Below are 13,165 nucleotides of genomic sequence, written 5' to 3'. Positions count from 1 at the left end.
CGGCGCCGTCCGCCGAGCATGCCGCCGAGCGCACCGCGCAGGATCTTCTTCGCCTCGCTCTTCGCAACGGATTCGAGCAGGCCTTCGCGACGCCCGCCGCGCGGGCCGGTGCTGCCGAGCAGAAAGTCCTTGAGGGTACCGAACACGGTGGAGCCGAGATCCTGCTCTGCCGGTGCCTGTGTCGGTGCGCCGCCCGGTCTGCCGGCGGAGGGCGCCGTCTGCGGCGAGGATTTCCGCTCGGTGAGGATCTCGTACGCCGATTCCCGGTCCACCACTTTCTCGTAGTGGCCGAAGATCGCCGAGCCCTCGATGATCTTCTTCCGCTCCGCGGGTGTGAGCGGCCCGATCTGGCTGCCCGGCGGGATGACGAAGGCGCGCTCGGTGACGTTCGGGCGCCCCTTCTCGTCGAGGAACGAGATGAGCGCCTCGCCGACGCCGAGCTCGGTGATGACCTGCTCGATATCGAGCGCCGGGTTCGGCCGCATCGTGGTCGCCGCGGTCTTCACCGCTTTCTGGTCGCGCGGCGTGAACGCGCGCAGCGCGTGCTGCACGCGGTTGCCGAGCTGGCCGAGCACGGACTCCGGCACGTCGAGCGGATTCTGGGTCACGAAGTACACACCCACGCCCTTCGACCGGATGAGACGCACCACCTGCTCGATCTTTTCCAGCAGCGCTTTCGGCGCATCGTTGAAGAGCAGGTGTGCCTCGTCGAAGAAGAAGACGAGCTTGGGTTTGTCCGGATCGCCCACCTCGGGCAGCTGCTCGAAAAGCTCCGACAGCAGCCACAGGAGGAAGGTCGAATACAGCTTCGGCGAGTTCATGAGCTGGTCGGCGGCGAGGATGTTCACGACGCCGCGACTGCGGTCGGTCTGGATGATGTCGTTGATGTCGAGCGCGGGTTCGCCGAAGAACTGCTCTGCGCCCTGGTGCTCCAGTTCCAGCAGGCCGCGCTGGATGGCGCCGACGGAAGCCGCCGAGATATTGCCGTACTGGGTCTGGAACTGCTTGGCGTTTTCCCCGACATGCTGCAGCATCGCCCGCAGATCCTTCATGTCGAGCAGCAGCAGGTTGTTGTCGTCGGCGATCTTGAAGACCAGCGTCAGTACGCCCTGTTGGGTGTCGTTCAAGTCGAGCAGGCGGCCGAAGAGCAGCGGTCCCATCTCCGAGACGGTTGCGCGCACGGGGTGGCCAGTCTTGCCGTAGACGTCCCAGAACGCGACCGGGCAGGCCTCGAGCGGCACGTCGACGGCGAGCTGCTCGACCCGTTCCTTGATCTTGCCCTTGATCTCCCCGGCCTTGCCGAGGCCGGAAAGGTCGCCCTTGACGTCCGCCATGAAGACCGGCACGCCGACGCGACTGAATGCCTCGGCGACGCGCTGCAGCGTGACCGTCTTGCCGGTGCCGGTCGCGCCGGTGATGAGACCGTGGCGGTTGGCGAGTGCGGGCAGAAGGCAAATCTCTTCCTTTGCTTTGGCGATCAACAGCGGTTCGGTCATGGAGTCCTCGATGCGGGTTCATCAGACGCGGCGAGAATGCTACTATTGCACATTTTCTTTCACGTAAGTCAGCAACTTACGACGCAAATATGGCGGGTCACAGCAAGTGGGCTAACATCCAGCACCGCAAGGGTCGGCAGGATGCCAAACGCGGCAAGATCTTCACCAAGCTGATCAAGGAGATCACGGTTTCGGCGCGGCTCGGGGGCGGCGATCCCGTCATGAATCCGCGTCTGCGCCTGGCGATCGACAAGGCGAAGGCGGAGAACATGCCGGGCGACAACATCGATCGCGCGATCAAGCGCGGCAGCGGCACGCTGGAAGGCGTCGAGTACGAGGAGATCCGCTACGAGGGCTACGGCATCGGCGGTGCGGCGGTGATGGTGGATTGCCTCACCGACAATCGCGCGCGCACGGTGGCGGACGTGCGTCACGCCTTCACCAAACACGGCGGCAACCTCGGCACCGACGGCTCGGTGGCGTTCCTCTTCAAGCATTGCGGTCAGTTTCTCTTTGCGCCGGGCACGAGCGAGGACAAGGTGATGGAGGCTGCGCTCGAGGCCGGGGCAGAGGATGTCCTCGCCAACGAGGACGGCAGCGTCGAGGTCATCTGCGAACCCGCGAGCTTCACCGTCGTGAAAACGGGGCTGGAGCAGGCGGGGCTCAAACCGGAGCTCGCCGAAGTGACGATGAAGGCGACGACCGAGGCCGTGCTCGCGGGTGAAGACGGCGTGCGCATGCGCAAGATGCTCGATGCGCTGGAAGACCTCGACGATGTTCAGAACGTCTACACCACGGCGGTCGTCGACGAGTGAAGACGACCGCCGTTCGACCCGAAATCGCCGGCCGCGCGTTTCAGTCAGGCGGATAGGGCGCCGATGCGCATCCTCGGCATCGATCCCGGGCTGCGCATCACCGGATTCGGCATCGTCGACAAGAATGGACAACGCCTCACCTATGTCACCAGCGGTTGCGTCAAGACCGGCGAGGGCATCGATCTGCCGCTGCGACTCAAGACCATCCTGGACAGTCTGTCGCGCGTGATCGAGGACAACCTGCCGCAGGAAGTCGCCGTCGAGAAAGTGTTCGTGAACGTCAATCCGCAAAGCACGCTGCTGCTCGGGCAGGCGCGCGGTGCCGCCATCTGCGCCGCCGTGTCGCGTGCGTTGCCCGTCGCCGAATACACCGCGCTGCAGGTGAAGCAGGCGGTCGTCGGCAACGGTCACGCGCACAAGGATCAGGTGCAGGAGATGGTGCGGCGGCTCTTGAACCTGCCTGCGCAGCCCGGCACCGACGCGGCCGACGCGCTGGCCTGCGCGATCTGCCATGCGCACGGCGGGCTCGGGCTGGGAGGGCTCGCCACCGCGGGCTTTCGCGTGCGTCGCGGCCGGCTGGTGGGATGAAGGCGCGCGCGTGATCGGACGTCTCGCCGGCATACTCGCGCAGAAGCAGCCGCCGCAGGTCCTGGTGGACGTGCAGGGTGTCGGCTACGAGATCGACGTGCCGATGAGCACCTTCTATCAGCTCCCTGCCGTCGGCGAGCGGATCGTGCTCCACACGCAGCTCGTAGTGCGCGAGGACGCGCAGCAGCTCTTCGGCTTTCTGACCGAAGCCGAGCGGAGCACATTCCGTCAGCTTCTCAAGGTCGCCGGCGTCGGCGCGCGCACCGCTCTCGCGGTGCTCTCCGGACTGTCCGTGCCGGAACTCACGGAAGCCGTGGCGCGGCAGGAGACCGGCCGTCTCACGAAGATCCCCGGCATCGGCAAGAAGACGGCAGAGCGCCTGCTGCTCGAACTCAAGGACAAGATGGGAAGCGGGATCGTCCTGGGTGCTGTCGGACCCAGGTCCGAGCCGGTTTCCAGTGATGTCCTGCACGCACTGCTTGCACTCGGCTACAACGAACGCGAAGCACTCGCCGCGATGAAGACCGTCGCCGACGGTGTCGGTGTTGCCGAAGGCATCAAGCAGGCATTGAAGGCGCTGTCGAAGGCATAATGTCGCGATGATCGAAACCGACCGGCTGGTCGCACCCACGCGCGAGAACTCGCACGAAGAGGCGATCGAACGTGCGCTGCGGCCGCGACAGCTGAACGACTATGTCGGACAGGAGAAGATTCGCGGCCAGCTTTCGATCTTCATCGAGGCCGCGCGCCATCGCGGTGAATCGCTCGATCACGTGCTGCTCTTCGGTCCTCCGGGGCTTGGCAAGACCACGCTCGCGCACATCGTGGCGCGCGAGATGGGCGTGAACCTGCGGCAGACCTCCGGACCCGTGCTAGAACGCCCGGGCGATCTCGCTGCGCTGCTGACGAATCTCGAACCGCACGACGTGCTCTTCATCGACGAGATTCATCGTCTGTCGCCGGTGGTCGAGGAGATCCTCTATCCGGCGCTCGAGGATTTCCAGATCGACATCATGATCGGCGAAGGGCCGGCCGCGCGCTCGGTCAAGCTCGACCTGCCGCCGTTCACGCTGGTCGGGGCGACCACGCGCGCCGGCATGCTCACGAATCCGCTGCGCGATCGCTTCGGCATCGTCGCCCGGCTGGAGTTCTACACGCCGGAAGAGGTACAGCGCATCGTCAATCGCTCCGCCGTGCTGCTCGACGTGCAGGTGTCGGGCGATGGTGCGCTGGAGATCGCTCGCCGCTCGCGCGGGACGCCGCGCGTCGCCAATCGGCTGCTGCGGCGCGTGCGCGACTACGCGCAGGTGCGCGCCGACGGCATCATTACGCGCGAGGTCGCGGACGCGGCGCTGCGCATGCTGGACGTCGATGCACTCGGACTCGACGTGATGGACCGCAAGCTTCTGCTCGCGGTGCTGGAGAAATTCGCTGGCGGGCCCGTCGGTGTCGAGAATCTCGCCGCCGCGATCGGCGAGGAGCGCGACACGATCGAGGACGTGCTCGAGCCCTATCTCATCCAGCAGGGTTTTCTCAAGCGCACGCCGCGCGGGCGCATGGCGACCCTCGCGGCGTTCCACCATCTGGGAATCGCGACACCGGTGCGCTCCGCCAGCCTGGACCTGTGGGAGAACAGCGAGTGAGCGATTCCGGATTCGCTCGCGCAGAGCGCGGCAGGCCGGCGCCGTGATGATGGAGCGCACCGCCGAACACACCCACGCCCACCCTCACGCCAGCGCCTTTCGCTGGCCGGTGCGCGTCTACTACGAAGACACCGATGCGGGCGGTGTCGTCTATTACGCGAACTACCTCAAGTTCATGGAACGCACGCGCACCGAATGGCTGCGCGCGCATGGGCTGGAGCTGCCGGCGCTGGCAGACGCGCATGGCATCCTGTTCGTCGTGCGCGGGGTGGAGATCGAATATCTGAAGCCTGCCCGTTTCAACGATGCACTCGTCGTGACCCTGGAACTCCTCGAGCACGGCAGAAGTCAGATCACGGTTTCGCAGCGTGTGCTGCGCGGGGACGAGGTGCTCATCAGGGCGCGCGTCCGGGCGGTGTGCGTCGATACCCAGTCCATCCGGCCGGTGCGCATCCCGCCCGCCGTGCTCCATCAGCTCACCTCACAAGAATCGGAATAGGAACGTGAAGACCGGCATTGCCACAGATCTTTCGCTTTGGGGTCTCGTTGCCAACGCAAGCCTGCTCGTGCAGATCGTGATGGCCATCCTGCTCATCGTGTCGATGCAGAGCTGGTGGTACATCTTCATGAAGATGTTCACCATTCGCCGCGCGCTCAAGCAGACCGACGACTTCGAGCGCAGCTTCTGGAGCGGCTCCGACTTGAGCGAACTCTATCGCGGCGCGGGGGCGCAGCCCTCCGGCAGCATGGAGAAGATCTTCGAGTCAGGTTTCCGCGAGTTCGTGAAGCTCAAGCAGCAGCCGAACATGGAGCTCTCCGTTGCCATGGACGGCGTGCGCCGGGCGATGCGCGCCACCTACCAACGCGAGATGGATTTCCTCGAATCGCATCTTTCGTTTCTCGCGTCGGTCGGCTCGGTGAGCCCGTACATCGGCCTTTTCGGCACCGTCTGGGGCATCATGCACGCCTTCCGCGGGCTCGCCAACGTCGTCCAGGCGACGCTCGCATCGGTGGCGCCCGGCATCGCCGAGGCGCTGGTGGCGACCGCCATGGGTCTGTTTGCGGCGATTCCCGCGGTCATCGCGTACAACCGCTACGCTTACGACATCAACCGCATCGCCACCCGCTTCGAGAGCTTCATGGAGGAGTTCTCCAACATCCTGCAGAGGCAGGCCGGGCGATGATGGTCGAGCGCCGGTCCGGCCGCCGGCTCATGAACCAGATCAACGTCGTGCCGTATATCGACGTCATGCTGGTGCTGCTCGTCATCTTCATGGTCACGGCGCCGCTCATGAATCCGGGGCAGGTGGAACTGCCGTCGGTGGGCAAGAGCGCACAGCCGCCGGTATCGCCGCTCGAAGTCATCGTGCGCGCCGACAAGACCCTGATGCTGCGCGACCGCGAACGTTCGGGGGAGGAGCGCAGGCTCTCGCGCGACGAACTCGTGCGCCTGGTGCGCGAGCGTCAGGCGAAGAATCCCGACCAACCGGTGGTGATTTCGGCGGACAAGAGCGTGCGCTACGAAGTCGTCATGGACGTGATGGATCTGCTGCAGCGCAGTCAGGTCAAGCGCATCGGCCTGCTCGTGCAACCGAAGTGAGCGCACTCAACGGCCAGCGGGAACCTGAGCGAGCGCTCTCGGGCGCACTCGCGGTCGCCGTTCACGTCGTCTTTCTCGGCATGCTGCTCTTCACCGTGACGTGGCAGCGCAAGCCGCCGGAGCCGGTCAGCGTCGATCTGTGGCAGGACCTGCCCTCGAACGCTCCGAAAGTCATGGCACCGCCGAAGGAGGAAGCGAAGCCCCCGCCGCCCCCGCCACCGCCGCCGCCCAAGGTCGAGCCGAAGCCGCCCCCGCCGCCGCCGAAGGCAGAACCGAAACCCGAACCCAAGCCGGAACCGAAACCGGAGCCGAAGCCCGACATCGCTCTCAAGGAAAAGCTCGAACGCGAAAAGCGGGAGAAGCTGGAGAAGCAGCGCATCGAGCAGGAGAAGGCGGAGCACGACAAGGCCGAGCGCGAGAAGCGCGAGAAAGAGAAGATCGAGAAGCAGAAGCGGATCGAGGAAGAGAAGCGCGTCGAGGAACAGAAAAAGCTCGAGCAGCAGAAGAAGCTCGAAGAGCAGAAGCGCCTGGAAGAGCAGAAGAGAGAGAAGCAGGCCAAGCTCGAAGAACAGCGTCAGTTCGAGGAGATTCGCGCACGCGAGGCGCGCGAACTTGCCGCCGCGCAGGCGCGCCGCGAGCAGGCTGCGGCCGCCGCTGCCGCGCAGGGCAAGGTCGATGCCGAAGCCGTTGCCCGCATCCGTGCACGCATCCGCAGTTTCGTCGTCCTGCCGCAGGAACTGCACGGCAATCCGGAGGCGGAGTTCGATGTCGTGGTGCTGCCGGGCGGCGACGTGCTTAGTGTAAAATTGGTCAAGAGCAGTGGCGTGGCCGCCTACGACAACGCCGTGGAACGGGCTATCCTCAAGGCACAGCCGTTGCCTGTTCCGTCCGACTCCGCTTCCTTCGCACGTTTCCGAAACCTCCATTTGAAGTTCCGCCCCAACGAATGACCGGCGCACGGTCCTGACGATATGCGTTCATCCTTTCTTGCAAACACAATATTGCGCGCGTGCTGCCTGCTCATCGTCGGCGCGTACCTGGCAGCAGCCGGACTGCGACCGGCGGCAGCGGCGCTCACCATCGAGATCGTCGGCGCCGGCACCAACCAGATACCGATCGCCATCGCGCCATTCGCGGGCGAGGACCGGCTGCCGCAGAAAGTGACGGAAGTGGTGGCGGCCGATCTTCAGCGCAGCGGCCTCTTCCGGCTGGTGGGGGCGAACGTGAATCCGCCGCCGAGCGATCTCGCCGAGGTCAACTTCAGCGACTGGAACGGCCGCGGTGCCGAGGCGCTGGCGATCGGATCCGTGCAGCCGCTGGCGGACGGGCGCTTCGAGATCCGCTTCCGGTTGCTCGACGTGGTCAAGCAGGCGCCGCTTGCGGGCTACACCTACACGGTGTCGACGAACCAGCTGCGGGCGACCGGGCACAAGATCGCGGATGTGATCTACGAGAAGCTCACCGGCGATCGCGGCATCTTCAGCACGAAGATCGCGTACGTGGTGAAGCAGGGCAAGCGCTACGAGCTGCAGGTGGCCGACGCAGACGGCTATGGTCCGCAGACCGTGCTCGCGTCGAACGAGCCGATCATCTCGCCGGCATGGTCGCCCGACGGCAGCCGCCTGGCATACGTGTCGTTCGAGAAGCGCAAGCCCATCGTCTACGTGCAGCAGCTTGCGACCGGCGCACGCAAGGTGGTGTCCAATTTCAAGGGCTCGAACAGCGCGCCGGCATGGTCACCGGACGGCAGGCGTCTTGCGGTCGTGCTGACCAAGGACGGACTCTCGCAGGTCTACCTGATCAGCGCCGACGGATCCAATCCCGTGCGGCTTACGTCCAGCACATCCATCGATACCGAGCCGTTCTTCTCCCCGGACGGCCAGTACGTGCTGTTCACCTCGGACCGCGGCGGCAGCCCGCAGATTTACCGCGTCTCCGTGGGCGGGGGACAGCCCGAACGCCTCACCTTCGATGGGAGCTATAATGTCTCGCCTCGTTACAGCCCGGACGGGAAGAGCTTCACGTTCATCCAGCGCAACGGTGGGCAGTTCAACGTGGCGGTGCAGGATGCCGCCTCGCGTCAGGCCACTGTCCTGACGGATACCGGAGCGGATGAATCGCCGAGTTTCGCGCCCAATGGCAAGCTGATACTTTATGCCACGGAGGTGAAGGGGCGCGGAGTGCTGGCCGCCGTGTCGAGCGACGGTCGAGTAAAGCAGCGGCTATCGACGCCGCAGGGTGACGTGCGGGAGCCAGCATGGGGCCCGTTCATGAAGCGCAGTCAATAGGGAGGTGTACGGAATGAAGCGGATTTTGGTGATCGCAATGGTGGTGCTCCTCACCGCTTGTGCGGGCAAGGGGGCCAAGGACGAGCCGAAGGCGGGCGTCGAGGACAAGAGCACCGACCTCTCCGGAGGGCCGGTGACCAAGCCGCTGGAAGGCGCCGAAACCACGGGCACGGGCGCCCTCGATCCGCGTCTGCGCGATCCCAACAACATCCTTTCCAAGCGTACGGTCTATTTCGACTTCGACAGCTTCGTGATCAAGGAGGAGTTCAAGCCGTTGATCCAGGCGCATGCGAAGTTCCTGAACGAGACCAAGGACGCGCGCGTGACCCTGCAGGGCAACGCCGACGAGCGTGGCAGCCGCGAGTACAACCTGGCCCTCGGCCAAAAGCGCGCCGAAGCGGTGAAGAAGGCGATGCTGGTGCTCGGTGTGCAGGAAATCCAGATCGAAGCGGTGAGCTTCGGTGAAGAGAAGCCGAACTGCACGGACGCCACCGAAGACTGCTGGGCGCGCAATCGCCGCACGGATATCGTGTATCAGGGGGAATGATGCGCCGGTTCTTCTGGCTCGCCCTGGGCGCCGCATGGTTTGTCGCGGTGCCCGCGCAGGCGGGTCTTTTCGACGACAAGGAGGCGAGGGACGCCATATCCAGGCAGCAGCAGCAGATCGACGATCTGTCGGCCGGCCGCAAGGCGCTGGAGGAGCGCATTGCCAAACTGGAGGCGTCCCTGCTCACGCTACTCAATCAGAACGAGCAGATGACCATCGAGCTCTCGAAGCTGCGGGGTCAACTGGAAGTCTCGTCCAACGGGCTGGACAACGCGGCCAAGCGCCAGAAGGACATGTACGTGGACCTGGATACCCGGTTGCGGCGCATGGAAGAGGGTGCCGGCGCCGCGCCCGGCACGGGTCCGGTGGCGGCAGCGACCGAGCCGCCGCCGCAGCGGGTCGCCCTCTCCGGTGCACCGCCGGATGCCGCGGAAACCAATGCGTACGAGGCGGCGCAGACGATCCGCCGGTCCGGCAACTTCACCGGCGCCATCGTCGCCTTCCAGAACTTCCTTTCGAAGTACCCGACGAGCAGTCTTGCGCCGCGCGCGCAGTACTGGATCGGCGACTCGTACTTCAACCTGAAGGACTACAAGCTCGCCGCGGCGAGTCAGCAGAAGCTGCTCGCCCAGTATCCGGAGAGCTCGTCGGTGCCGGATGCGCTGCTGAATCTGGCGAGTGCACAAGTGGAATTGGGTGACGCGGCCGCGGCACGCAAGCAGCTCGAGCAGCTGGTCGGCAAGTACCCGACGAGCGATGCCGCCGAGAAGGCGCGCAAGCGCCTCGTCAGCCTGAAGTAGGTTCGCGCCAGGGCGGGGCCGACATGGGCGATCATCTGCCCGCTGTTGCTGCTCCGCTCGCCGATGCGCGGCTGCTCGATGCTATGCTGCGCATCACCGAGATCTTCCACTCACTGCAGGGAGAGACGAGCCGGGTCGGCTTGCCGACGGTGTTCGTCCGCCTCACCGGCTGCCCTCTGCGCTGCGGCTACTGCGATACGGCGTACGCCTTCCACGGCGGCGAAACACGCACACTCGGCGACGTGCTCGCTACCGTTGCGGGATACGGTGCGCGTTACGTCACGGTGACCGGGGGCGAGCCGCTCGCCCAGAAGAACTGTCTGCCGCTGCTCCGTCTGCTCTGCGATGCGGGCTGCTCGGTTTCCCTGGAGACCAGCGGAGCGCTCGACATCGGTGAGGTCGATGCAAGAGTCGCCAGGATTCTCGACCTCAAAGCGCCCGGATCGGGCGAGGTCGCCAGGAACCGCTGGGCCAACCTCGACCATCTTCGCAGCACCGACGAGATCAAGTTCGTCATCTGCAGCGAGGCCGACTACGAATGGGTGAAACAGCAACTCGTCGAGCGCGAACTCGATCGATTGTGCCCAGTGCTCCTGTCGCCCGTGTCTCCGGGGCTCGCACCCACGCAGCTGGCCGAATGGATTCTGCGCGACCGCCTGCCGGTCCGCTTTCAGATTCAGCTGCACAAGATTCTCTGGGGTGCAGTTCCAGGGCGCTGAAACGCGCGCGCGAGGTGTGCAGCGTCCGCCTTATCACCGGCGGAATATAGCGGTATATTGCAGCCTCGCGCTCCGTCCCCTGATCATGCAGCCTGGCCTCCTTCGCCTCCTCAACGACGCCAGTTCGCCCTATCGCGATCCGCTCGCGCGGCTGAAGTGGGACGGCCTCGACCTCGAACGCTGGTGGCTGCCGCCGCACGCGCTTTCGCTTGCCGGAGTGGAGGAATTCGAGGGACTGTCGCCGTCACTGCAGCGACGCCTTTCTCAGTGCGAGTATCTGCACCTGCAGGAGACCGGATTCTGGCTCAAGTCCCTTTTCATGCGGCAGATGTGCGCCGCGCTCGATGGATCCGGACCGGCGCTGCAGAGCCGTTACCTGCACGAGATCCGCGAGAAGGCTGGGCACAGCCTCATGTTCGTCGAGTTGTCCGAGCGCAGCGGACTGCACATCGCGGACGCCCATCGCCACCGCCCGCGCTTTCTGGCCGCATGCACGCGGCGGGTCGGCGTCGACTCTGCGCTGTTCTGGGCGCTTGCCGTCGTCGGCGAAGAGCTTCCCGACAGGCTCAACCGCGCGGTGCGTCAGATGTCGGACAGCGTTCCCGTCTGTGCCGTCGTCTATCATCTCGCCACCCTTCAGGTCATGGACGAGACGCGGCACATCGCACTTGCGCGCGCGAACTGCGAGGAGGTGTCGCAACGGCTGTCCGGCTGGCAGCGGGCGTTGCAGGCGCCGTTGCTCTCCCGTTTCGTGGGCGCCCTCGCGCGCCATCTCTTCTATCCGCCGTCGGTGGTCTACGCGGCGGCGGGGTTCGAGCGTCCGCGCACGTGGCAGCAACTGGCACGGACCAACCCGGTACGTCAGCGTCTGGTCGAGCATTCGGTCAAGCCCACGCTGGACTTTCTGCGCGCGCAGGGCTGGCGCGTGCGCGGTCTGCCGAGCCGCTGATCACGGCAGCGCAGGCAATGACCCGGCATGGCTGACGCGGCTGCTGTCGTTCTGCTGTCCGGTGGCCTCGATTCCGCGGTGACACTGGCCATTGCGCGAGCCGAAGGCTTCGCATGCCACTGTCTTTCGGTGGACTACGGGCAGCGTCACCGCGCGGAGCTGCACGCGGCGGAGACGGTGGCGCGCTCGCTCGGTGCCGTCGCGCACAAGGTGCTTAGAGTCGATCTCGCCGCGATCGGCGGCTCCGCCCTGACCGATTCCGACATTGCCGTTCCGGAGGATCCTGCGGATGGCATCCCGGTCACCTACGTGCCGGCCCGCAACACGATCCTCTTGTCGCTGGGGCTCGCGTGGGCGGAGGTGCTCGGCGCGGCGGACCTCTTCATCGGCGCGAACGCCGTCGACTACTCGGGCTATCCGGATTGCCGGCCGGAGTATCTTCATGCTTACGAAGTGATGGCGAATCTCGCCACCCGGGCCGCAGTCGAGGGGCGTTCATTCACGCTGCACCGTCCGCTCGTGTACCTCACGAAGGCCGAGATCGTGCGTCGCGGCATGGACCTGGGCGTGGACTTCGGCGCGACGGTCTCCTGCTATCAGGCCAGTCCGGAGGGGTTGGCGTGCGGGCGCTGCGATGCCTGCCGCCTGCGCCGTGCCGGTTTCGAGGCAGCGCGACTGCCGGACCCGACGCGCTATGTCGCCTGACTGAGCGTGCAGGTTCGTCGAGGGACTGCAGCTTCGCCACATAGCGTTTCCCGGGGCGCCCATCGATGTCCGCGAATGCTGCACTGATCGTCGCCTGGGGCGGATTCGCGATCGGCCTCGTGATCGGTTTCGTCGGCGACCGGACGCAGTTCTGCACGCTGGGTGCAGTGTCCGACATCGTCACCATGAACGACTGGGGCCGCATGCGCATGTGGCTGCTCGCCATCGGGGTCGCCGTCGTCGGCGCCAACGGTCTCGAGTTGTCCGGGCTTATCGACCTCGACAAGAGCATCTACCGCACGCCCACCTTCGCGTGGCTGGCGTACGTCATCGGCGGCCTTTTCTTTGGCGCCGGCATGACACTCGCGTCCGGGTGCGGGACGAAGACGCTCATCCGCATCGGCAACGGCAACCTGAAGTCGGTCGTGGTCTTCCTCGTCCTGGGCATCGTCGCCTACATGACCTTGCGCGGCGTGCTCGCGGTCGTGCGCATCGAGACGCTCGATCGCGTCGCGATTCACGTGCGTGGCGGGCAGGATCTGCCGACGGTGCTGAGCGGCGCGCTCGGCGCGAGTCGACGTGCCCTGCAGATCCTCGTTACCGCTCTGCTCGGTGGCGGTCTCGTCATCCTGGCGCTGGCGCGCCGCGAGGGCCGAAGCATCGAGCACCTGCTGGGCGGAGTGGCGGTCGGCCTCGCGATCGTGGCGGGCTGGTATCTGACGGGTCACGTCGGCTACGGCGAGAATCCCGACACGCTCGAGATGACGCACTTCGGGACCAATTCCAATCGCCCCGAGTCCGTCACCAACGTGGCCCCCTTCGCCTACACGCTCGAACTCTTCATGCTGTGGACGGACGCATCGCGCACCGTGACCTTCGCGATTGCCGTCGTCTTCGGCATCGTCGTGGGATCGGCCGTGAACTCCCTGCTCTGTGGACGCTTTCGCATCGAAGGCTTCCGCTCTGCCGAGGATACCGCCACGCATCTCGTCGGTGCCGCACTCATGGGCTTCGG

Annotated in this window: 16 protein-coding genes; 15 read left to right on the top strand and 1 reads right to left on the bottom strand. The window is 65.6% G+C overall.

All coding sequences use genetic code 11. The annotated features are described in order from the left end of the window. On the bottom strand, positions 1 to 1,496 hold a 1,496-nt coding region (locus JNK68_13945; protein MBL8541444.1), incomplete at its 3' end, for a DUF853 domain-containing protein. 89 nt (positions 1,497 to 1,585) lie between these two features. On the opposite strand from JNK68_13945, the gene JNK68_13940 reads away from it, so the two are divergent. From JNK68_13940 to JNK68_13870, 15 genes are all read left to right on the top strand, one after another. After that, positions 1,586 to 2,311 (top strand): YebC/PmpR family DNA-binding transcriptional regulator, encoded by a 726-nt coding sequence (locus JNK68_13940; protein ID MBL8541443.1) that lies wholly within the window; start codon positions 1,586 to 1,588, stop codon positions 2,309 to 2,311. Between the two features lie 63 nt (positions 2,312 to 2,374). Continuing rightward, a complete protein-coding gene (ruvC, locus tag JNK68_13935; GenBank protein ID MBL8541442.1) occupies positions 2,375 to 2,899 on the top strand; it encodes a crossover junction endodeoxyribonuclease RuvC in 525 nt (174 codons plus the stop codon). A 10-nt stretch (positions 2,900 to 2,909) separates the two neighbouring features. After that, positions 2,910 to 3,491 carry a Holliday junction branch migration protein RuvA gene (gene ruvA / locus JNK68_13930; GenBank protein MBL8541441.1) on the top strand — a complete coding sequence of 194 codons (582 nt, stop codon included), beginning with the start codon at positions 2,910 to 2,912 and terminating at the stop codon, positions 3,489 to 3,491. A 7-nt stretch (positions 3,492 to 3,498) separates the two neighbouring features. After that, positions 3,499 to 4,542 (top strand): Holliday junction branch migration DNA helicase RuvB, encoded by a 1,044-nt coding sequence (gene ruvB, locus JNK68_13925; protein MBL8541440.1) that lies wholly within the window; start codon positions 3,499 to 3,501, stop codon positions 4,540 to 4,542. A 49-nt stretch (positions 4,543 to 4,591) separates the two neighbouring features. Next, positions 4,592 to 5,041, top strand: a complete 450-nt coding sequence (gene ybgC, locus JNK68_13920) for a tol-pal system-associated acyl-CoA thioesterase (protein ID MBL8541439.1) — start codon at positions 4,592 to 4,594, stop codon at positions 5,039 to 5,041. Between the two features lie 4 nt (positions 5,042 to 5,045). Continuing rightward, a complete protein-coding gene (gene tolQ / locus JNK68_13915) occupies positions 5,046 to 5,726 on the top strand; it encodes a protein TolQ (GenBank protein ID MBL8541438.1) in 681 nt (226 codons plus the stop codon). Further along, entirely contained in the window at positions 5,726 to 6,142 is a 417-nt protein-coding gene (tolR, locus tag JNK68_13910) for a protein TolR (protein MBL8541437.1), read from the top strand. Before tolQ ends, tolR begins: the two co-directional genes overlap by 1 nt. An 80-nt stretch (positions 6,143 to 6,222) precedes the next feature. Then, a complete protein-coding gene (locus JNK68_13905) occupies positions 6,223 to 7,092 on the top strand; it encodes a TonB family protein (protein ID MBL8541436.1) in 870 nt (289 codons plus the stop codon). Positions 7,093 to 7,113: 21 nt separating this feature from the next. Continuing rightward, positions 7,114 to 8,430 carry a Tol-Pal system protein TolB gene (gene tolB / locus JNK68_13900; protein MBL8541435.1) on the top strand — a complete coding sequence of 439 codons (1,317 nt, stop codon included), beginning with the start codon at positions 7,114 to 7,116 and terminating at the stop codon, positions 8,428 to 8,430. A gap of 13 nt (positions 8,431 to 8,443) precedes the next feature. Further along, positions 8,444 to 8,977: a peptidoglycan-associated lipoprotein Pal gene (gene pal / locus JNK68_13895; protein MBL8541434.1), complete on the top strand. Its 534-nt coding sequence runs from the start codon at positions 8,444 to 8,446 to the stop codon at positions 8,975 to 8,977. Next, the gene (gene ybgF, locus JNK68_13890) at positions 8,974 to 9,777 is read left to right on the top strand and encodes a tol-pal system protein YbgF (protein MBL8541433.1); all 804 of its coding nucleotides are present in this window, start codon (positions 8,974 to 8,976) and stop codon (positions 9,775 to 9,777) included. The genes pal and ybgF overlap by 4 nt, the downstream gene beginning before the upstream one ends. Positions 9,778 to 9,860: 83 nt before the next feature. Next, positions 9,861 to 10,496, top strand: coding sequence for a 7-carboxy-7-deazaguanine synthase QueE (queE, locus tag JNK68_13885; GenBank protein MBL8541432.1), 636 nt, complete (start codon positions 9,861 to 9,863; stop codon positions 10,494 to 10,496). An 85-nt stretch (positions 10,497 to 10,581) separates the two neighbouring features. Continuing rightward, complete coding sequence (locus JNK68_13880; GenBank protein ID MBL8541431.1) at positions 10,582 to 11,445, top strand: diiron oxygenase; 864 nt, start codon at positions 10,582 to 10,584, stop codon at positions 11,443 to 11,445. Positions 11,446 to 11,472: 27 nt separating this feature from the next. Next, positions 11,473 to 12,150: a 7-cyano-7-deazaguanine synthase QueC gene (gene queC, locus JNK68_13875; GenBank protein ID MBL8541430.1), complete on the top strand. Its 678-nt coding sequence runs from the start codon at positions 11,473 to 11,475 to the stop codon at positions 12,148 to 12,150. A 65-nt stretch (positions 12,151 to 12,215) separates the two neighbouring features. Beyond that, a partial coding sequence (locus JNK68_13870) for a YeeE/YedE family protein (protein MBL8541429.1) occupies positions 12,216 to 13,165 on the top strand: 950 nt, incomplete at its 3' end.

It is taken from the genome of Betaproteobacteria bacterium (assembly GCA_016791345.1).
Lineage (GTDB): Bacteria > Pseudomonadota > Gammaproteobacteria > Burkholderiales > JAEUMW01 > JAEUMW01.
The sequence above is the reverse complement of the archived record's forward strand: the minus strand, read 5'-3'. Positions and strand labels throughout refer to the sequence as shown.

What these genes read in the sequence shown, in the direction of transcription:
- tolR (MBL8541437.1), top strand. Translation starts at nt 5,726, where the DNA reads ATGGTCGAGCGCCGGTCCGGCCGCCGGCTCATGAACCAGATCAACGTC.
- ruvC (MBL8541442.1), top strand. Translation starts at nt 2,375, where the DNA reads ATGCGCATCCTCGGCATCGATCCCGGGCTGCGCATCACCGGATTCGGC.
- JNK68_13940 (MBL8541443.1), top strand. Translation starts at nt 1,586, where the DNA reads ATGGCGGGTCACAGCAAGTGGGCTAACATCCAGCACCGCAAGGGTCGG.
- ybgF (MBL8541433.1), top strand. Translation starts at nt 8,974, where the DNA reads ATGATGCGCCGGTTCTTCTGGCTCGCCCTGGGCGCCGCATGGTTTGTC.
- queC (MBL8541430.1), top strand. Translation starts at nt 11,473, where the DNA reads ATGGCTGACGCGGCTGCTGTCGTTCTGCTGTCCGGTGGCCTCGATTCC.
- ybgC (MBL8541439.1), top strand. Translation starts at nt 4,592, where the DNA reads ATGGAGCGCACCGCCGAACACACCCACGCCCACCCTCACGCCAGCGCC.
- ruvB (MBL8541440.1), top strand. Translation starts at nt 3,499, where the DNA reads ATGATCGAAACCGACCGGCTGGTCGCACCCACGCGCGAGAACTCGCAC.
- queE (MBL8541432.1), top strand. Translation starts at nt 9,861, where the DNA reads ATGCTGCGCATCACCGAGATCTTCCACTCACTGCAGGGAGAGACGAGC.
- tolB (MBL8541435.1), top strand. Translation starts at nt 7,114, where the DNA reads ATGCGTTCATCCTTTCTTGCAAACACAATATTGCGCGCGTGCTGCCTG.
- pal (MBL8541434.1), top strand. Translation starts at nt 8,444, where the DNA reads ATGAAGCGGATTTTGGTGATCGCAATGGTGGTGCTCCTCACCGCTTGT.
- JNK68_13880 (MBL8541431.1), top strand. Translation starts at nt 10,582, where the DNA reads ATGCAGCCTGGCCTCCTTCGCCTCCTCAACGACGCCAGTTCGCCCTAT.
- JNK68_13905 (MBL8541436.1), top strand. Translation starts at nt 6,223, where the DNA reads ATGCTGCTCTTCACCGTGACGTGGCAGCGCAAGCCGCCGGAGCCGGTC.